The organism is Novosphingobium sp. BW1, assembly GCF_008107685.1.
Lineage (GTDB): Bacteria > Pseudomonadota > Alphaproteobacteria > Sphingomonadales > Sphingomonadaceae > Novosphingobium.
The window spans coordinates 105,228-123,459 of sequence record NZ_VIRF01000041.1 but is presented as its reverse complement, the minus strand read 5'-3'; the positions used below and the strand labels follow the sequence as shown (position 1 = coordinate 123,459).

Genomic DNA, 18,232 nt, shown 5'->3' with positions numbered 1-18,232 from the left:
ATGGAGGAATTCCTTCCCTGGATGCTTCTGGTGCTGGCCGATCCCGGAGCGACGTCCGCCGCTCCGCCAGTCACCCGTGTTCCCGGCCTGTTCGTATCGAACGAGGCATGTGAGGCCGCCGCTGCGCGTCGCAAGGCTGCGCCTCACGCATGTCTCCAGGTGCCGCCGGGCGCCGAGATGGAGGCCGCCTGGCAGGCGTTTCGGGCCGGCCAGGAGACTTCCCGATGACCCCTTCCGCCCGCGTCCAGGCCGCGATCGAGATCCTTGACCTCGTGATCGAGGCGGCGCGTTCCAATGGTGCGCCTGCCGACCGCATCATCGCCGACTGGTTCCGCACCCGCCGCTTTGCCGGCAGCAAGGACCGGCGCGCGGTGCGCGAGTTGACCTACCGTGCGATCCGCGCCTGCGGTGAGGTGCCCGAAACGGGCCGCGCCGCGATGGTGCGTGTTGCCCAGGAAAACCCCGATATTGCGGAGCTTTTTGACGGTTCTCGCCACGCACCTGCCGCGATCTCGGCTGATGAGCCGGTGGCCGCCCGCGGGGCGGCGCCCTATTGGTTGATGATGCGACTTGCGAACAGTGGCATCGATGCCGAGGCCGCCGCGCACATGCTCGACCGGGCCCCGCTCGATGTCCGTCTCAACACACTCAAGGGCACGCCGGACGATCTGCCCGAGGGCGCGGAGAAGACGCAGGCCGTCAACGGATGGCGTTACCCTCCCGACACGCGCATCGAGCCGACCGAGGCGTTCGCCAGCGGCGCCATCGAGGTGCAGGACACCGGTTCGCAGTTGACCTGCGAAGTGGTTGCCGCCGCGCCCGGCGAGACGGTTGTCGACTTGTGCGCGGGCGCAGGCGGCAAGACCCTTGCGCTGGCCGCAAGCATGGCCAACACCGGGCGCCTGATCGCTTGCGACAGCGACCGTACGCGCCTTTCACGGCTTGCCCCGCGCGCGGAGCGGGCGGGCACCTTGCCCATTGAAACGCTTCTCCTGAACCCGGGTAAGGAGCCTGCCCGGCTCTCAGGCCTTGTCGGGGCCGCGGACGCTGTGCTGGTGGACGCGCCGTGCTCGGGCACGGGCACCTGGCGCCGCAATCCCGAGGCCCGCTGGCGGCTCACCGACAAGCAGATCTTGCGCTATGCCACCACGCAGGCGCGCCTGCTCGACATTGCGGCAAGCCTGGTGAAGCCCGATGGGCGCCTCGTTTTCGTGACCTGCTCGTTGCTCGATGCCGAGGGTGCGGACCAGGCCGAAGGCTTCCTTGCGCGCAATCCGGGCTGGCAGGCCGAGGCGATTGCGCTTCCGGCCGGAACGCCGCGCGGAGCAGGGCTGCGCCTCGCGCCAGGCCAGGACGGAACCGACGGGTTTTTCGTCGCGCGCTTCAAGCGGCTGTGATAGCTTTGCGGTCATGTCGCGGAAACAGACCTCTGCCAAGGACTTCCTGATGCGTTACACGCCTGCTGCCGTTGCCCTTTCTCTTGTTGTTGCCGTCTCCTCCAGCATGTCGCATTCGCAGGCGAGCGAAGTGCTGGACCCGCGTGCGAGCGCGCTGATGGAGCAGGGCCAGGCAAGCCTGAAAGCGGGCGCTACGGCGCAGGCCGTCGATGCCTTCGAAGCCGCGCTGGCGGTCGAGCCGGGCAGCGTCGCCGTGCTGGTTGCATTGGCTGAGGCGGAACGCGCCAAGGGCCTTACGGGCAAGGCGATCCGGTACTACCGCATCGCGCTCGAGCGTGATCCGCGCAACCTTGAAGCTCTGGCGGGTGAGGGGATTGCCTTGGCTGAGAAGGGCGCGACCGAGAAGGCGAACCGTCGCCTCGCCCGGCTGGAAAGCCTGTGCGGTGCCGACTGCACGCAGGCCCGTGACGTTTCGGCAGCGATTGCCAGAGGCCCTTCGTCCGAGAATGCCGCCAAGGTCGTGAGCGCGTCCGAGGTCAAGACGACACCGGGGACGCAGAGCGCTAACCAGTAAGCGCCAGAGCTACCCCGAATGACGAAAAAGCCCGCCGAACCTTCGGGTTCAGCGGGCTTTTTCCTTGCCATTGGAGATTTGACGCTGTTCAGATCAGCGCTCGGAATTCTTCGAGCACCGAGCGGTAGACGCGCTTCTTGAAGGGCACGATGAGCTCGGGCAGATCATCGCCATCGACCCACTTCCAGTCACAGAATTCGGCCGGTTCGTGCGCGTTGAGGTCGATGTCCTCATCGCTGCCTTCGAAGCGCGCGAGGAACCAGTGCTGGCGCTGGCCGCGAAACTGCCCCTTCCAAAGTTTGCCGAGCAGTTCGTCGGGCAGGTCGTAGAGCAGTTCGTCCTTGGTGCGAGTGAGGATCACCGCCTTGTCGGCAGGCACGCCGGTTTCCTCGAACAGCTCGCGCAGGGCCGCGTCCTTGAGGTTTTCGCCATCGTCCACGCCGCCCTGCGGCATTTGCCAGAAATTGCCCTCCTTGGTGTCGATTCGCTTGCCGACGAAGACTTTGCCGTCGGCATTGACAAGCATCACCCCGACGCAGGGGCGGTAAGGAAGATTCGCGTAATCGGTCATTGCCTGGATTGATTCCGGTAAATTGAATGAGAGCCCGCATGGCGGCAGATCCGGAAAGGGGAAGGCGCGGCGGGCATCGATTTCAAGATGGCCCATGCGCCCCCGTTTTGCCAGCCTGATTTGCCGATTTCCGTCGGGTCTTTCGTGCAAGTCGACCTTCGGTTGCGTGAAGGTCAGGCACCTTGAAGGTTAGTGCGCGTTGGGAGCTGTATCCTTGCCAGCGCGGCTGTGTGCCGCGATACACGGCGCTGAACCTAGTTCAAGATACGGGAAAAAATGGATAACATCACCCACAGCCTGACTGGCTGGGCGCTCGCGGAAACCGGCCTCAAGCGGCGTACGCGCAAGGGCCTGGCGGCCTGCGTGCTGGCGGCAAACATGCCCGATATCGATGTGTTCTTCGGTTGGGCGCCCTGGGCGCCGATGGCGATGCACCGGGGTTTCACACATGGCCTCGTCGGCGGCGTGCTCGTCATGCCCCCGATGCTGGCCGGGCTGTTGTGGTTGCTCGATAGCTGGCAAGTGAAGCGTGGCGCAACCTTCGCCAGCGGCCTGGAGATGCGGCCCTGGTGGCTTCTTGCGCTGTGCTATCTGGGCGCGCTCACCCACCCCTTGCTGGATCTTCAGAATACGTATGCAGTGCAGATCCTGTCCCCCACCAGCACGCGCTGGTTCCACACTGATGGACTGTTCATCATCTCGCCCTGGCTGCTGGCGATGCTGTGGGGCGGCCTATTCCTTGCCTGGCGCAAGGCGAAGGCAGGTGCAGCCTCACCGGGCACGGCGGCCATCGCGGGCCTTGCGGGCGTAGTCCTGTTCATCGGCGCGAACATCGGCATCTCGCAGATGGCGGGCACCGCGCTGCGCAACGCGCCGCCCCATGCCACTCCGGACCGGGTCTTTGCCAGCCCCGGCCCGCTCGCCTTCTGGCGGCGTGAGGTGGTGTGGCGTGAGAACGGCGCGCTTGGCTATGCCCGCTACGATCCGCTCGTCGCTGCCGGTGCGCTCAGCCAGATCCAGGCGCCCCAACCTGACAACATGGAACGGCCCGAGGTTCGCCGGGCCATCGCGGCGTCGGCGCAATTGCGCGATTTCCTCGACTGGTCGCAGATGCCCTTTGCCCGCATATCGAGCGAGGGCTGCACCGAGATGGTCACGGTGGGCGACGGCCGCTATGCGCGCGGTGGTTTCGCCGATGGCTTCCGGGTCGAAGTGGAGCTTCCCCTCAGTGAAGGGCGCTGCTCGGGCCGCTGAAGCGCTCGCTCTTCGCTGCGGTAAGGCGCGCGGCCGGGCCGAGGAGGGCGGCAGCCGAAAAGGCCCAGGCCGTCCCGCCCAGCCACCCGGCCAGCGCGTCGGAGGGCCAGTGGACCCCGAGCCAGACGCGGCTCCAGGCGACCATCAGGCTGGTCGCCAGCGCGCCGCCGAGAATCGTCACGCGCACCCGTTCACGGGAGCTGAAGCCAGCAAATGCGAGCGCGATGGCCAGAAAAACCACCGCCGCATTGAAGCTGTGCCCGCTGGGAAAGCTGGAACCGCCCGCGTCGGTCAGATGCAGCGTGATTTCCGGGCGTGGGCGTCCGACAAGCAGCTTGATCGCGACTTCGACTACCCAGCCCAACACGACTGTGAGGCTCAGCAGGCTCGCCGCGCGTCGGTGGCCCAGAAAGACGAGCGCGACGATGGCTGCGAGCGCGAAGAGATTGCGCAGCAGTACACCACCCAGCGCCGTGATGTCGCGCACGACTTCGAGCAGGAGGACAGGGCCAATCGGGCGCAGGTCTCCGTCGCGCCAGAACAGCAGGCCGGTGCGGTCGATGGTGGCGGTGTGCCCGGTCAGCACCGCCCAGGCGAGTATGGCAAAGCCGATCCAGCCCAGAAGCCCTACGATCAGGGCCTTGCGACGGTTGATCGGATGGCTGTGAAGCAGGGGGCGGGATATTTGCTCGGAAAGAATCATGGTCTAGGGAACGCAGCGCATAGGGAGGCGTTGCGCAAGCCATGAGTTCACCTGTAATCGTCTGGTTTCGCCGGGATCTTCGTCTTTCCGATCAGGCCGCACTGGTCGAGGCCGCGGCGAAGGGGCCGGTCGTTCCCGTCTATGTACTCGATGACGAGAGCGCGAAGCATCGTGCAATGGGCGGGGCCTCGCGCTGGTGGCTGCACCATTCGCTGGCAAGCCTTGGTGCGGCGCTGGAGGAGAAGGGCTCGCGCCTGATCCTGCGCCGTGGCAGGTGCGAGGATGTGCTCCTTGCGCTGGCGAAGGAGGTGGGGGCGAGTGAGGTCCACGCGATGCGCCACTACGAGCCCTGGTGGCGCAACGCCGAAAAGGCGGTTGGCAAGGCGCTGACGCTGCATCTTCATCACGGAAATTACCTGGCGCCGCCCGGATCGGTCACGACGGGCGCGGGCCAGCCCTACAAGATCTTCACGCCCTTCTGGCGTGCGCTGCACGAACGTTTGCCGCCGCCCGATCCGCTGCATCGCCCGCAAACCATCGCTGCGCCCGAGAGCTGGCCCGAGAGCGAGGCGCTGGATGACTGGGGCTTGCTGCCAACGAAGCCTGACTGGGCGGGTGGCCTGCGCGACTTCTGGACCCCGGGCGAGGATGGCGCGAAGGCGCGCTTGAAGGCCTTTGCCGAGAAGGCTTCGCGCTATGAAGGGCAGCGCAACCTCCCCGCGCGCAAGGGCACTTCGTTCCTTTCCCCCCATTTGCATTTCGGCGAGATCTCACCCGTGCAGGTGTGGCACGCCACGTCTTCGGCGGGCGGCTCGGTTGCCACGTTCCTCAGCGAGATCGGCTGGCGCGACTATGCGCAGAACGTGATCCTGCAGTACCCCGACTATGGCGGAACCTCCGCGCGCGAGGGCTTCGATGATTTTCCGTGGCGCAGCGGTGCGCAGGCCGAGGAGGACCTGGAGGCCTGGCAGCAGGGGCGCACTGGCTATCCCATCGTCGATGCTGGGATGCGCGAGCTATGGCATACCGGCTGGATGCACAACCGCGTGCGCATGATCACGGCCAGCTTCCTCATCAAGCACCTGCTGATTGACTGGCGTGAGGGGGAAAAATGGTTCTGGGATACGCTGGTGGACGCAGACTACGCCTCGAACGCGGTCAATTGGCAGTGGAATGCGGGCTCGGGTGTCGATTCGAACATGTTCGTGCGGATCATGGCGCCGCTCAGCCAGTCGGAGAAGTTCGATGCGGCGGGTTATATCCGGCACTGGGTGCCCGAACTGGCCGATCTGCCTGCGGGCGAGATCCACGACCCCTCACCGATGGCGCGCCCGAAAGGCTATCCGCAAAAGCTGATCGAACACCGCGCCGGGCGCGAACGCGCGCTGGGTGCATGGGAGCGCTTCAAGGGGGGGTAGGAAGTAGGACATCGCTGCAAGGGCGATTGCCCTCGGGCTCCCCGAACTGTGCGCCTCGCGTCGGTTGTACCGATTTCGAGGGAAGGGGGCGATGGCCTCTTTCTGCTTGGCCGGTTCAGCCTTCGCTCGTGCCAAGCCAGCCTTTCAGGCGCCAGCGGACCATGAGGTCTTCGTAGATGATCGGGGCGATGAGATTCTCGAAGGCGCACCCGACCATGCCCTCGTCCCACCAGATGACCTTGGCGGCCATCGACTCCATGCCCGGCAGGGTGAGCCAGCAGTAAGTGCCGGGGTGGACGCGGCTCATCGCCGTGGCCGAAAAACCTGACATTGAGAGATCGCGCACGACGGTCTGGTAGCCCTTGCCGCCGGATGCGCGCAGCGAGGCGGGAATGGAAATGCGCTCGCGCGGCGCGCTGCGATCTTCCTGCGCCGCGTTCTCGTACAACTGCTTGCCGGTGCTGGCCATGGTTAGGGGTCCCTGCGCCTGAATGCATTGCTGCCCGCAGCCGGAATCGACCGCGTGGAAAGAGCCTTTGCTGTCAGAAAGCAGTTTACCGCAGATTACTTCGATTGGTTAAGAAATTCGCGGTGTCCGCTGGGGAAGGGCTCGGCAAGGAGCTCCACCATGCGTTTGGCGACGGTCTCGGGGGTCTTGACGGTGGCGGGATCCTCGCCCGGATAGGCGCGTGCGCGCATCGCGGTGCGGGTCGCACCAGGGTTAACGATGGCGACCCGGATCTTCGAGGTTTTTTCCGTTTCCTGGGCGTAACAATCGAGCAGGACCTCGAGCGCGGCCTTGGTGGCGCCATAGGCACCCCAGAAGGCACGCGGGGCGCCTGCGACGGTCGTGGTCATGCCGATGACGCGCGCGTCCTGGCTCTTGCGCAGGAGCGGATCGAAATTGGCGATGAGCGCCTGCGATGCCAGCACGTTAGTCGTCAGCGCCTTGTTGAACACCCGCTGGTCGATGTCGGCGACGCTCGTCAGCTCGGGCAGGATCGCCGCGTTGATGACGAGAATGTCGAGCTGGCCCCAGCGCTGCGAGACGGCCGTGGCGAGGCGTGCGATGCCGTCCGGCTCGACGAGATCGACAGGGGCAATCGTCGCCGACCCGCCAGCCTCAAAGATCGCTTCCTCGACCGTTTCCAGGGCCTTTGTATCGCGGCCGGTGAGCACCACGTGGGCGCCTGCGGCCGCGAGCGCCCTGGCTGTGGCCGCCCCGATCCCCCGGCTGGCGCCGGTCACCAGGGCGATCTGGCCCTCGAACGTCGCTGCCGGGGCGGCGCTCATGCCGGGCTGCCCGCGGTCTCGAAGTCGGTTAGGCGGGTCGGGTAGTCGCCAGTGAAGCAGGCGTCGCAGAACTGCGGGCACTTCTTTGCGCGCTTGGGTTCACCCACCGCGCGGTAGAGACCGTCGATGGTGACGAAGGCGAGGCTGTCGGCCTTGATGAACTCGGCCATGGCCTGGGTGTCCATCTTTGCGGCCAGCAGCTTCGAACGCTCGGGCGTATCGACGCCGTAGAAGCACGAGTGCTGCGTGGGCGGGCTGGCGATACGCATGTGCACTTCGGCCGCGCCTGCATCGCGCATCATCTCGACGATCTTCATCGAAGTCGTGCCGCGCACGATCGAATCGTCGATGAGGATGATGCGTTTGCCTTCCACGATGGCGCGGTTGGCGTTGTGCTTGCGCTTCACGCTGGAATGGCGCGCCGCGTCGCCTGGCTGGATGAATGTGCGCCCGACGTAGTGCGAACGGATGATGCCGAGCTCGAAGGGAATGCCCGATTCCTGCGCGTAGCCGATGGCGGCGGGAACGCCGCTGTCGGGCACGGGAATGACCACGTCCGCGTTGGCGGGCGATTCCTTGGCCAGCTCCATGCCGATCTGCTTGCGCGCCTGATAGACCGAGATCCCGTCCATCACCGAGTCGGGACGGCTGAAGTAGACGTGCTCGAAGATGCAGGGGCGCGGAGACGGGCTGCCGAAGGGACGGTGGCTCGAGATCGTGCCCTTGAAATCCACCTGGACCAGCTCGCCCGGTTCGACCGCGCGGATGAACTCGGCGCCGATCACGTCGAAGGCCACCGTTTCGGAGGCAAAGACGATGGCATCGCCGATGCGACCCATCACCAGAGGGCGGATGCCCAGCGGGTCGCGGCAGGCCATCATGCCCTCGTTGGTCATGCAGATGAGGGCGTAGCCGCCTTCAACCATGCGCAGGGCATCGATGAACTTGTCGAGAAGGGTGGGGTAGCGGCTCGTCGCGACGAGGTGGATGATCACCTCAGTGTCGGATGTCGACTGGAAAATCGAGCCCTTCATCACGAGGTCGCGCTTGAGCGTCATCGCGTTGGAGATGTTGCCGTTATGCGCGATCGAGAAGCCGCCTGCGGCCAGATCGGCGTAGAGCGGTTGCACGTTGCGCAGGCCTGAACCACCGGTGGTTGAGTAGCGCACGTGGCCCGAAGCCATCGCGCCCGGAAGCGTCTCAAGAGTATCGTTGTCGAAGACCTGGGCCACGTGGCCAAGTCCGCGATGCGACCGGAAATCGCTGCCCGAGAAGCAGGTGATGCCCACCGCCTCCTGGCCACGATGCTGAAGGGAGTGGAGACCGGCGGCGGTGATGTTCGCCGCCTCCTGCGCTCCGATTACGCCAAAGACACCGCACTCTTCGCGCAGTTTGTCCCCGTCGGCGTCACGAAAGGGGTGTGTAAGGTTCATGGAATGAGGGCCCGCGCCTGCGTCAAGGTCGAGGGCGCATTTGCAGGGATCGGCCGCAATTGCAAGAGGGCGTGAACCCGCAAGCAGCGCCATTGTGCTCCTGACGGGAAAAGGTGGCGCGGATGTGACACGGCATGGCTCTTGTCTCGGGGCGGGAACCGGGAAACGTCTCGTGCGCTTTAGCCGGGCGCGTCCGGGCGGCGAGTGCGGGGCGCTGTCCGCTCCTTGCTTGCCTCCCACAAACCTTCACCCTAAGGCTTGGCGCCTGCACAGCTTTATCCGGTTTTCACCTCTTCACAGAAGGCGGCGTCCCGCTTGCTACTCTCTCCTTTCGAATGGACCATCGCCAAGCGCTACATGCTGCCCGGCAAGGGGGAGCGCTTCATTGCGCTCGTCGCCGGGATCAGCCTCGTGGCGGTCATGCTCGGCGTTGCCGCGCTTGTCATCGTGATGAGCGTGATGAACGGTTTTCGCGCCGAACTCTTCGACAAGATCGTAAGCCTCAACGGCCACGCTATCGTGCAGGCCTACGGCGGACGTATGGATAACTGGGAGGAGGTGCTCGAGAAGGCCCGCAAGACCCCGGGCGTCACCCATGCTTCGCCGCTGATCGAGCAGGGGCTGATGAGTACCTTCAATGGCCGGGTCGAAGGCATCCTTGTGCGTGGTAACACGCAAGGCGACATCGATGCCCTGGCCGACAAGGTAAAGGAAGGCAGCCTTAAGTCGCTGGCGGACGGCGTGAGCAACATCGCCATCGGCTCACAGCTGGCTCAGAATCTGGGCGCGCGGGTGGGCGATACCATCACCATCGTCAACCCGGCTGGCCGCCCGACACCATTCGGTACCGTGCCGCGCCAGATCGCCTACACGGTCACCGCCATCTTCGAGATCGGGATCTACGACCTAGATCAGACCTACGTGATCATGCCCATGGCGAATGCGCAGCAACTTCTGCTTTTGGGCGACACTATCGGTACCATCGAGATCACGACTTCCGACCCTGATCGGGTGAGTGAGTTCCTGGCCCCGCTGGAACGCCAGCTCAAGGGCAAGGCCGTCGTCACGACCTGGAAGCAGATGAACGCTTCGCTTTTCGAGGCCCTGGCGGTCGAACGCGTGGCGATGTTCGTGGTGCTTTCCATCATCGTCCTGGTTGCGGTGTTCAATATCCTGTCCTCGCTCATCATGCTGGTGCGCGCCAAGACGCGCGACATCGCGATCCTGCGCACGATGGGCGCGACGCGCCGCTCGCTGATGAAGGTCTTCGTGACTGCGGGCTTCTGCATCGGCGCAGCGGGGACTGTCGCCGGCCTGGTCCTGGGCGCGGTCTTCCTCTATTTCCGCCAGCCGGTTGTGCATCTGGTCGAAAGGCTGACTGGGCAGAACCTGTGGGACCCCTCGATCCGCTTCCTTACCGAGCTGCCCGCGCGCACCGATCCGATAGAGATCGTGGTCATCTGCGTGCTCTCGCTCGTCCTCAGCTTCCTCGCCACGCTTTACCCGGCGTTCAAGGCGGCGAGCACCGATCCTGTTCAGGTCCTTCGCTATGAGTGATCCTCTCGTCGTTCCGGCCCCGGCCGACCCGTCCACCGACCCGGTCGTGCGCCTTGAGGGCGTAACCCGCAGCTTCGAGCAGGGGGGTGTGCGCATTGACGTGCTGCGCGGTGTCAACCTTGCCGTCCAGCCGGGCGAGATTGTCGCACTTCTGGGGCCGTCGGGCTCGGGCAAGTCGACTATGCTTCAGGCCATTGGGCTGCTTGAGGGCGGCTTTGGCGGGCGCATCGAGATTGCTGGGATCGATGCCAGTCACCTGGGCAAGGACGCGCGCGCGGCGGTGCGGCGCGATCATATCGGTTTTGTATACCAGTTTCACCATCTCCTCCCCGATTTCAACGCGATCGAGAACGTGGTCCTGCCCCAGCTCATCACCGGCCGCGCGCGTGGTGCCTGTGAGGAGCGGGCGACCCAGCTTCTCACCGCGTTGGGGTTGGGCAAGCGGCTCGACCACCGGCCCAGCAAGCTCTCGGGCGGCGAGCAGCAGCGTGTGGCGGTTGCCCGTGCGCTGGCCAATTCGCCCCGGCTGGTGCTGGCAGACGAGCCGACCGGCAACCTGGATGAGGCCACCGCCGATACGGTCTTTGCCCAGTTCCTCGAACTCGTGCGCGGGCAGGGCAGCGCGGCGCTCGTTGCGACCCATAACGAGCGTCTGGCCGCAGCGATGGACCGGGTGGTGCGCCTGCATGAAGGTGTTCTCGCCTGAAAATTGCACATGCGTGTCCGCGCGAGCGCACGCGCGCGTTGATTTTGGTGATCGAGATTGCCAAATGGAAACAAAAGCTCGGTACAACTATCGTTAGCACCGGGCGATCCCATAAGAGTGAACATGAAAGGCCAAGCGCGATGAGCGACAATCCCTCCACCATTCACGGCGGTGAAGGCGCCGGTTCCGGCTTCGCCTGGAACGATTCGGCCGAACTGCACAAGTGCGAGGACGGCGGCGGCCTGTTCCACCGCTTTAAGGTCCTGCGCCGCGGGACTGTGGCCGAGATGATCGAATTCGTGATGGACCTGCCCGAGGAAAAGCGTGAGGACTACGCGATCCAGAAGGCGGGGGACCGCACCTTCAAGTACGCCGAGATCGTGACGCTTTACCGCCGTTCGGATTTCCCCAAGGGCGATGCCTGATCCACACACCATCGCCGATTTTTCGGCGAGGTTGCCTTCTGGCGAGACGGTGGGCCTGGCCGACCGTCTCGGCAGGGTGGTGCTGGTGGTCAATACCGCCAGCAAATGCGGTTTCACGCCGCAGTACAAGGGCCTCGAAGCCCTCTATCGCAATTATGGCCCGCGCGGGTTCGAGGTGATGGCCTTTCCGTGCAACCAGTTCGGCGGGCAGGAACCCGGCTCGGCCGAGGACATCGCCCAGTTTTGCGAGATAAATTTCGGCCTTTCCTTCCCGGTCATGGGCAAAATCAAGGTCAACGGCGCGAACGCCGATCCCCTCTTCCAGTGGCTCAAGGCCGAGGCGCCGGGGGTTTTGGGCACCAGAGCGATCAAGTGGAACTTCACCAAGTTCTTGATCGACCGTGAGGGCCATGTCGTGCGCCGCTACGGCCCGACCGAAAAACCCGACACACTTTCCCACGATATCGAGAAGCTGCTCTGAGCAAGGCTCAGGCGCGGCGGCGCTCCGGTCCGTCGGGTGCCAGGGCTTGCGTTCCCTGCGCGTCGGCGCTGGAAGTGGCCTGCGACGTCCCCCGGCTGGTATCGGCCTGCAGGGCCTCTTCCATGAGCCGCGCCATGCTTGCCTCGTCGGCGAGGACCGTACGATTGCGGCCCAGCGCCTTGGCGAGATAGAGCGCTCGGTCGGCCTCGTCGAGAAGCTGCTGGGGTGAAACTCCGGGCGTGTGGATGGCAACGCCTGCGCTCAGCGTTGCCAGGTGCGCGTGATCGGTGTTGCGATGTGCGCGGGCCGCGAAGGCGGCGCGGATGCGCTCGACCCTGGCGTAGGCGTTGTCCGGCGACGCGGCTTCGACGAGCACGGCGAATTCTTCCCCGCCATGACGAAAGGCGCTGCGATGATGGACAAACTCGCAGGCGACATTGGCCGCACCTGCAATCACCACGTCGCCAAAGCCATGGCCAAAGCGGTCGTTGATCGACTTGAAATTGTCAATGTCGAGCACAGCCAGCGCAAGCACCTGTCCCTCGCTCACGCCATCTTCGCGGGCCAGTTGCGCGAGCCGCCGGTCGAGCGCTCGGCGGTTGCCCACACCCGTCAGCGGATCGACCATGGCAAGCTGGAAATGGTGCAGTGCGATCCGCTCGCGTCCCAGCGTCGTCATGAATACGGCCAGAAGAAGTCCTTGCAGCACAAGGAGGAAGTTGAAGCTGGCGATGGCCCAGGTCTGCGTCTCGAGCGAGCCGTAGGGAGCCGGGAGGAGTGTCGTGAAGGGGAGACGCAGCGCGTGGTAGGCGCCGAAGGCGTAGAAGATCCAGGCCAGCGTCTGGGCTGAGGGCAGGTGGCGGTTGCGCAGGCTCTGGAACTCGCGCGCGCTCAGCAGGCTGAAACCCGCCATCAGCAGCGTGCGTGGCAACATGCGCCACTCTGGAAATTGGGCATCGTTCCCGAGCGTCAGCGAGAAAACGAGGCTGACAAGGCAGGCGATGAGCGCGGGGAACGGCAGCGGGCGACGACGTGCGGTATAGCGCGCGCACTGCCAGGCCGCGCCAAACATCAGCGTGAACAGGAACCAGCCCAGGGCAAGCGCGCGAGGGCCGCCCAACTCGTCCGGATAGCTTAGCAGGATACCGGCGGGGATGGCCACCGCGAAGGGCGAGAAAAGCCAAGCCGAATGGCGTGGGCGACCGTCCTTGAACCACGCCAGGACCATTGTGATGCACAGGATCGCCGCGGCCGCCGTACTGCACACGGCAATGGTGGGGATGTCCGCCATCCTGGGGTCAGCGCCGGGCCACGGCGCGTGCCGAAAGAGCAAAATGGAACAGCGTGATACCGGGCATGGCGAACTGGCGTCCTCATCTTGAGCGGGCGCAACCACCTGCGGTCAAGGCGCATGCCTTGCTGCCTATGGCTTACCCTGATTGCTGTCCGTCGCGCCGATGCACGCTCTCGTTCCAGGATGTATTTATCGGAAACTATCCTTAACTCTTTGTACGTAGATTGAAAAGAGGGAGGGTGCTTTAAACTTAGGGTGTAAGCTTTTATAACTACAAAGATTTCGTAATTGCAGTCGCGACGAGGGTATTATCGCTGTCCGGATGAGTGCCGTATTGTCGTGCCTTGGCGTTAACCACCGTTTACGCCTCGTGCGCCTGCGGCGCGCTCGCGTGCGCGTCTATCCCCCACTCGATGCCCGTAAGGTCTTGATCCGACCGCAGCCCGGGGCCTAGATCGCGGACATGGCGTTCTCTCCTTTCGTACCCTTGCGCATCTTCTCCAGTTACACGATGCTGGATGGCTCGATCGACCCCAAGGCCATGGCGAAACTGGCGAAAGCCCGGGGTTTCCCTGCCATGGCGATCTGCGACCGCAACGGCCTCTACGCCGCGCCCACTTACGCCCAGGCGGCCAAGGGAGCGGGCATCCAGCCCATCGTCGGAACGTTTCTTGCCGTTGCACGCCCGGGCGCCGTGGCGCAGGGGCAGGACCGCCCGATCGACTGGCTCGCGCTCTTCGCGCAGAACGAAGCCGGCTGGGAGAACCTGTGCCGCCACGTCAGCCGCGCGCACCTCGAACGCCCTCTCGAACTGGAGCCGCACATCGAGCTCGATTCGCTCGAAGGCTACACCGATGGGTTGATTTGCCTTTCAGGCGGCAATGAGGGCGCGCTCGCGCGGCTCCTCGCCAAGGGCGATGCGGCTGAGGCGACACGCTATTGCGAAGCGCTCGAACGCTTCTTCCCGGGCCGCGTCTATATCGAGATCACCCGCACCGGCGAAGAGGTCGAGTACGCGAGCGAGGAGGCGCTGATCGATCTCGCCTATGCGCGCGATATCCCGCTCGTGGCCTCGAACCCGGCGCAATACTCGGAAAGCACTTTCCACGACGCGCACGATGCCATGCTGTGCATCGCCAATTCCACCCAGGTCGATGCTGCTGAACGTCCGCGCTCTTCGCCCGAGCGTTGGGTCAAGCCGATAGAGGCCATGGAGGAAATGTTCGCCGACCTGCCCGAGGCGATGGCCAACACCCTCGTCGTCGCGCAACGCTGCGCCTATGTCCCGCCGCGCCGTCCCGCGCTGCTGCCCAGCCTCGCTGGTGACAAGAAGGGCGAGGAAGCCATGCTTGCGCGCGATTCGCGCCGGGGTCTTGCGCGCCGTCTCGCCCCCTACTGGCCCGAGGCCACCGAGGCTGAACTCGACGAGGCGCTCGCCTTCGAGGGGGACGAACTGACCGCCGCCTACGAGACCTTGCGGGAGAAGGGCGTCACCGAGGACTTCATCGACTACGCGAAGCGGCTGAAATTCGAGATCGACATCATTGTCGGCATGGGCTTTCCCGGTTACTTCCTGATCGTTGCCGACTTCATCAAGTGGTCCAAGGACAATGGCATTCCGGTCGGCCCGGGCCGTGGTTCGGGCGCCGGTTCGCTGGTCGCCTGGGCGCTCACCATCACCGACCTTGATCCGCTCAAGCTGGGTCTGCTGTTCGAACGCTTCCTCAACCCGGAACGCGTCTCGATGCCCGACTTCGACATCGATTTTTGCGAAACGCGGCGCGGCGAAACGATCCGTTACGTGCAGAAGAAGTACGGGCATGACCACGTTGCCCAGATCATCACCTTCGGCAAGATGAAGGCGCGCGCGGTGCTGCGCGACTGCGGGCGTATCCTGCAGATGGGCTATGGCCGTGTCGACAGCTTGTGCAAGATGGTGCCCAACCATCCGACTGACCCGTGGACGCTCGACCAGGCGCTCAACGGCAAGAAGGAGAAGGACGGCTCCATTTCGCCGCCGGTTGAGGAATTCCGCCGCGAGTACGACAATGATCCCGAAGTGAGGCGCCTCGTCGACCTCGCGGTCCAGCTTGAAGGTATGCCGCGCAACTCCTCGACCCACGCGGCGGGCGTTGTCATCGGCGACCGACCGCTGGAAAAGCTGGTCCCGCTCTACCGCGATCCGCGCTCGGACATGCCGGTGACGCAGTTCGACATGAAGTTCGTCGAGGACACGGGCCTCATCAAGTTCGACTTCCTCGGCCTCAAGACGCTTTCGGTTCTGCGCCGCGCCTGCGATCTTCTGGAACGCCGGGGCATCACGATCGACCTCTCGACGCTCAGCTGGGACGATCCGGGCACTTACGAGCTCTTGAAGCGCGGCGACACGGTTGGCGTGTTCCAGTTGGAATCGGAAGGCATGCGCCGCACGCTCGCGGCGGTGAAGCCGACCAACTTCGGCGACATCATCGCGCTCGTCTCGCTCTACCGCCCGGGCCCGATGGACAACATCCCGCTCTTTGGCCGACGCAAGAACGGGTTGGAGAAGATCATCTACCCGCACGAGAAACTGGCAGGTATCCTGGAGGAAACCTACGGGATTTTCGTCTATCAGGAACAGGTCATGCAGGCCGCGCAGATCCTTGCCGGATACTCGCTCGGCGATGCAGACCTTCTGCGCCGCGCCATGGGCAAGAAGGTCCAGGCCGAGATGGACAAGCAGCGCAAGCGCTTCGTCGCAGGCTGCAAGGAAGTCTCCGATATCGATGCGCCCAAGGCCAACGAACTGTTCGACTTGATCGACAAGTTCGCAGGGTACGGCTTCAACAAGTCGCACGCGGCGGCCTACGCGCTGCTCGCCTACCACACCGCCTGGTTCAAGGCGCACTACCCGCACGAATTCTACGCCGCGGCCATGTGCTTCGACATGCACCAGTCGGAAAAGCTGGCGATCTTTGTCGACGACATGCGGCGCAACGGCATCGAGGTCGCGCCGCCCGACATCAACAAGTCCGAAGCCGAGTTCATCGTCGAGGAAACCCACGACAGTCTCGCCGTGCGCTACGCGCTGGCGGGCATCCGCAACGTTGGCGAGAAGGCGATGGACGCGGTGGTCAAGGAGCGCGAGACCAGCGGGCCTTTCACCAGCCTTGATGACCTGTTTCGCCGTGCGCCTGCCGGGTCCATGAATCGCCGCCTGCTGGAAAGCCTGGGCGCGGCAGGGGGCCTCGACAGCCTTGAACCAAACCGCGCCAAGGTCATTGCCAACGCCGATACGCTCTTGGCCGAGGCGGACATGTCCGCGCGCGAGCGCAATTCGACGCAAGGCGGCCTGTTCGGCGATGAAGACCACGCTGTGCAGGGCCTGCGCCTGGTTGATGCCAAGCCCTGGAGCCGCATGGACCAGATGGCCAAGGAGCGCGAGGTCTTCGGCTTTTACTTCGCCGCGCACCCGGTCGAGCAGTACCGCGCGGTCGCCTCGGCGAACGGCGCGCGCACTTACACCAGCCTCATGGCCGGTGGTGGCGAGGGCGGGCGCACTGGTGCCGTCATGGCCGCGATGGTCGAGAACGTGCAGAAGCGAAAGACCAAGCGAGGCAAGGACTTCGTCATGGTCGATTACTCGGACGCGTCGGGCAACTTCTCGGCCTGCTGCTTTGAAGAGAACATGGTCGATGCCTTCGTGGCCTGGGGCAAGGAGAACGCCTGCCTGCTGCTTCAGGTCGAGCTCGACAGCCCGAGCGAAGACGAGCCGCCGCGCGTCACCGTGCGCAGCGGACGCCCGCTTGCTGAAGTAACGGCGGGCGCGCGTATGCTCCTGCGCCTCGACATCAGCACGGTCGAGGCCGTGCAGGAACTGGCCCTTCTGATGCGTCCGGGACGCAAGGGAACGGGCGAGGTGATGGCGACGCTGAAGCTGGGCGATGGCCGCGACCAGCGGGTGCGGCTGGGGCGCGACTTTGCGCTCGACGGCGAATTTGCAGAGCAACTCGCCAGTGTCGAGGGGCTATCGAATATCTCGCTGATCGCCCGTCAGGGCCCGGAGAGTGTGCGCCGCGCGGCCTGATTGCCGCGCGTCCTTTCAAGTACGCAGAAAGGCCCGGCACTCCCCATGGAATGCCGGGCCTTTTGCATGTGAGGCGCGGGGCCTTAGTTGTTGGCGGCGCCTTCGGCCGCGCTCTCGGCCGCGTCGCCGATCTGCGAGGCCGCGTTGCCGACATCCTGCGCCGCATCGGCAATGGCGTTGTCGCGCGCGACCTCGCTCGAAGACGTCTGGCTGAAAAGGTAGAAGCCGCCCACGACGGCCACCAGCAGGACCAGCGCGATGACGAGGCCACTGCCGCCCGAGGAGGACTTGCTCTCGTGGATCACGGTGGTGTGGGTGGGCTGTGCCGCAGTCGGCTCCTCGGTGCTGGTACGGCGCTCCTGGGTCACGTATTCATCTGCCATGGTTTCGCATCCCGTTATTGTTTCATGTTGCCGGGAATAACCAAGGATGCGCGTGTCCGGTTCCATGAACCGTATATTACCGCGCGTTCATAGGGGAGCCGGAAGGTGCGGAATGGAAGCTGGTCGCGCCTCAGGCCGCGAGGCGTACCTGCTCGGGCTGGTCGGCGAGGACATGGACCTGGAAATAATATTTCTCGGTCGGCTGGCCGTTCGCGAAGAAGTTGATGCGGATTTGCCGAGCGATGCCTTTTACGAAAATGCGCTTGCCCTTCAATTGTTTGGCGATCTCCTCCGGATCATCATTGTCAAACATGACCCGCGCAGTGCGCACGGGAATGGAGACCGTCAGGCAATTGCGGTCACGGTAGTCGCGCTCGGAGTTGAGGTAGATGTGGCCGTTCTGCGCGCCCACCGCGCGCACGGGCATTTCAAAAGTCCCGGCAACGCCAGCCTTAGAACCGAGATAGGAGGCGTAGGTGACCGCCTCGGTCGTGGAGAGGCAGCCCGGGGTGCAGGCGTGTGTGCGGTTCGTGGTGTGCAGGGGCGTGCTGCGGACCGGGGGCGAGGACGCGCCCGCAGCGGGGGCGAGGCTGGCCAGGCTGGCAAGGGTCAGAACGAGGCGCGGGGCGTTCATGGGTTTTCCTCCGGGAGCACGGTGGGAATTGCAAGTGCGCCAT

18 protein-coding genes are annotated in these 18,232 nt (G+C 64.7%); 10 read left to right on the top strand and 8 right to left on the bottom strand.

All coding sequences use genetic code 11. From position 1 onward, the window contains the following. From FMM79_RS02220 to FMM79_RS02210, 3 genes are read left to right on the top strand one after another with little or no spacing between them, the layout of a single operon-like run. Complete coding sequence (locus FMM79_RS02220; protein WP_148625743.1) at positions 1-228, top strand: hypothetical protein; 228 nt, start codon at positions 1-3, stop codon at positions 226-228. Continuing rightward, complete coding sequence (locus FMM79_RS02215) at positions 225-1,397, top strand: RsmB/NOP family class I SAM-dependent RNA methyltransferase (protein ID WP_148625742.1); 1,173 nt, start codon at positions 225-227, stop codon at positions 1,395-1,397. Before FMM79_RS02220 ends, FMM79_RS02215 begins: the two co-directional genes overlap by 4 nt. Positions 1,398-1,446: 49 nt before the next feature. Beyond that, the gene (locus FMM79_RS02210) at positions 1,447-1,971 is read left to right on the top strand and encodes a hypothetical protein (RefSeq protein ID WP_240338925.1); all 525 of its coding nucleotides are present in this window, start codon (positions 1,447-1,449) and stop codon (positions 1,969-1,971) included. An 88-nt stretch (positions 1,972-2,059) separates the two neighbouring features. On the opposite strand, the gene FMM79_RS02205 is transcribed toward FMM79_RS02210, so the two are convergent. Beyond that, the gene (locus tag FMM79_RS02205) at positions 2,060-2,542 is read right to left on the bottom strand and encodes an RNA pyrophosphohydrolase (protein WP_148625738.1); all 483 of its coding nucleotides are present in this window, start codon (positions 2,540-2,542) and stop codon (positions 2,060-2,062) included. A 276-nt stretch (positions 2,543-2,818) separates the two neighbouring features. Here FMM79_RS02205 and FMM79_RS02200 point away from each other — a divergent pair, with 276 nt between their 5' ends. After that, entirely contained in the window at positions 2,819-3,796 is a 978-nt protein-coding gene (locus tag FMM79_RS02200) for a metal-dependent hydrolase (RefSeq protein ID WP_148625736.1), read from the top strand. On the opposite strand, the gene FMM79_RS02195 is transcribed toward FMM79_RS02200, so the two are convergent. Next, on the bottom strand, positions 3,768-4,499 hold the full coding sequence (locus FMM79_RS02195; protein ID WP_148625734.1) for a phosphatase PAP2 family protein: 732 nt from the start codon (positions 4,497-4,499) through the stop codon (positions 3,768-3,770). The genes FMM79_RS02200 and FMM79_RS02195 overlap by 29 nt on opposite strands. Positions 4,500-4,540: 41 nt before the next feature. On the opposite strand from FMM79_RS02195, the gene FMM79_RS02190 reads away from it, so the two are divergent. Continuing rightward, entirely contained in the window at positions 4,541-5,917 is a 1,377-nt protein-coding gene (locus tag FMM79_RS02190) for a deoxyribodipyrimidine photo-lyase (protein WP_148625733.1), read from the top strand. A gap of 115 nt (positions 5,918-6,032) precedes the next feature. Here the strand turns inward: FMM79_RS02190 and FMM79_RS02185 are convergent, their stop codons facing one another. From FMM79_RS02185 to purF, 3 genes are all read right to left on the bottom strand, one after another. Then, positions 6,033-6,386: a PilZ domain-containing protein gene (locus FMM79_RS02185; protein ID WP_148625731.1), complete on the bottom strand. Its 354-nt coding sequence runs from the start codon at positions 6,384-6,386 to the stop codon at positions 6,033-6,035. A 95-nt stretch (positions 6,387-6,481) separates the two neighbouring features. Next, complete coding sequence (locus FMM79_RS02180; RefSeq protein WP_148625729.1) at positions 6,482-7,210, bottom strand: SDR family NAD(P)-dependent oxidoreductase; 729 nt, start codon at positions 7,208-7,210, stop codon at positions 6,482-6,484. Next, positions 7,207-8,643: an amidophosphoribosyltransferase gene (gene purF, locus FMM79_RS02175; RefSeq protein WP_148625727.1), complete on the bottom strand. Its 1,437-nt coding sequence runs from the start codon at positions 8,641-8,643 to the stop codon at positions 7,207-7,209. Before purF ends, FMM79_RS02180 begins: the two co-directional genes overlap by 4 nt. Before the next feature lie 315 nt (positions 8,644-8,958). On the opposite strand from purF, the gene FMM79_RS02170 reads away from it, so the two are divergent. The 4 genes from FMM79_RS02170 (at position 8,959) to FMM79_RS02155 (ending at position 11,812) form a co-directional block, all read left to right on the top strand. Beyond that, complete coding sequence (locus tag FMM79_RS02170; protein WP_148625725.1) at positions 8,959-10,200, top strand: lipoprotein-releasing ABC transporter permease subunit; 1,242 nt, start codon at positions 8,959-8,961, stop codon at positions 10,198-10,200. Beyond that, positions 10,193-10,906, top strand: coding sequence for an ABC transporter ATP-binding protein (locus tag FMM79_RS02165; RefSeq protein WP_148625723.1), 714 nt, complete (start codon positions 10,193-10,195; stop codon positions 10,904-10,906). Before FMM79_RS02170 ends, FMM79_RS02165 begins: the two co-directional genes overlap by 8 nt. A 140-nt stretch (positions 10,907-11,046) precedes the next feature. Beyond that, positions 11,047-11,331, top strand: a complete 285-nt coding sequence (locus FMM79_RS02160; RefSeq protein WP_148625721.1) for a hypothetical protein — start codon at positions 11,047-11,049, stop codon at positions 11,329-11,331. Next, a complete protein-coding gene (locus FMM79_RS02155) occupies positions 11,324-11,812 on the top strand; it encodes a glutathione peroxidase (protein WP_148625719.1) in 489 nt (162 codons plus the stop codon). The genes FMM79_RS02160 and FMM79_RS02155 overlap by 8 nt, the downstream gene beginning before the upstream one ends. 7 nt (positions 11,813-11,819) lie before the next feature. Here FMM79_RS02155 and FMM79_RS02150 read toward each other — a convergent pair whose 3' ends face one another. Continuing rightward, positions 11,820-13,103, bottom strand: a complete 1,284-nt coding sequence (locus FMM79_RS02150) for a diguanylate cyclase (protein ID WP_148625717.1) — start codon at positions 13,101-13,103, stop codon at positions 11,820-11,822. A 466-nt stretch (positions 13,104-13,569) separates the two neighbouring features. Here FMM79_RS02150 and dnaE point away from each other — a divergent pair, with 466 nt between their 5' ends. Further along, positions 13,570-17,172: a DNA polymerase III subunit alpha gene (dnaE, locus tag FMM79_RS02145; RefSeq protein WP_148625716.1), complete on the top strand. Its 3,603-nt coding sequence runs from the start codon at positions 13,570-13,572 to the stop codon at positions 17,170-17,172. An 83-nt stretch (positions 17,173-17,255) separates the two neighbouring features. Here the strand turns inward: dnaE and FMM79_RS02140 are convergent, their stop codons facing one another. Together FMM79_RS02140 and FMM79_RS02135 are read right to left on the bottom strand one after the other, a co-directional pair. Beyond that, positions 17,256-17,555 (bottom strand): hypothetical protein, encoded by a 300-nt coding sequence (locus tag FMM79_RS02140; RefSeq protein ID WP_148625714.1) that lies wholly within the window; start codon positions 17,553-17,555, stop codon positions 17,256-17,258. A gap of 130 nt (positions 17,556-17,685) precedes the next feature. Further along, positions 17,686-18,189, bottom strand: coding sequence for a hypothetical protein (locus FMM79_RS02135; RefSeq protein WP_148625712.1), 504 nt, complete (start codon positions 18,187-18,189; stop codon positions 17,686-17,688). Between the last annotated feature and the right edge of the window lie 43 nt (positions 18,190-18,232).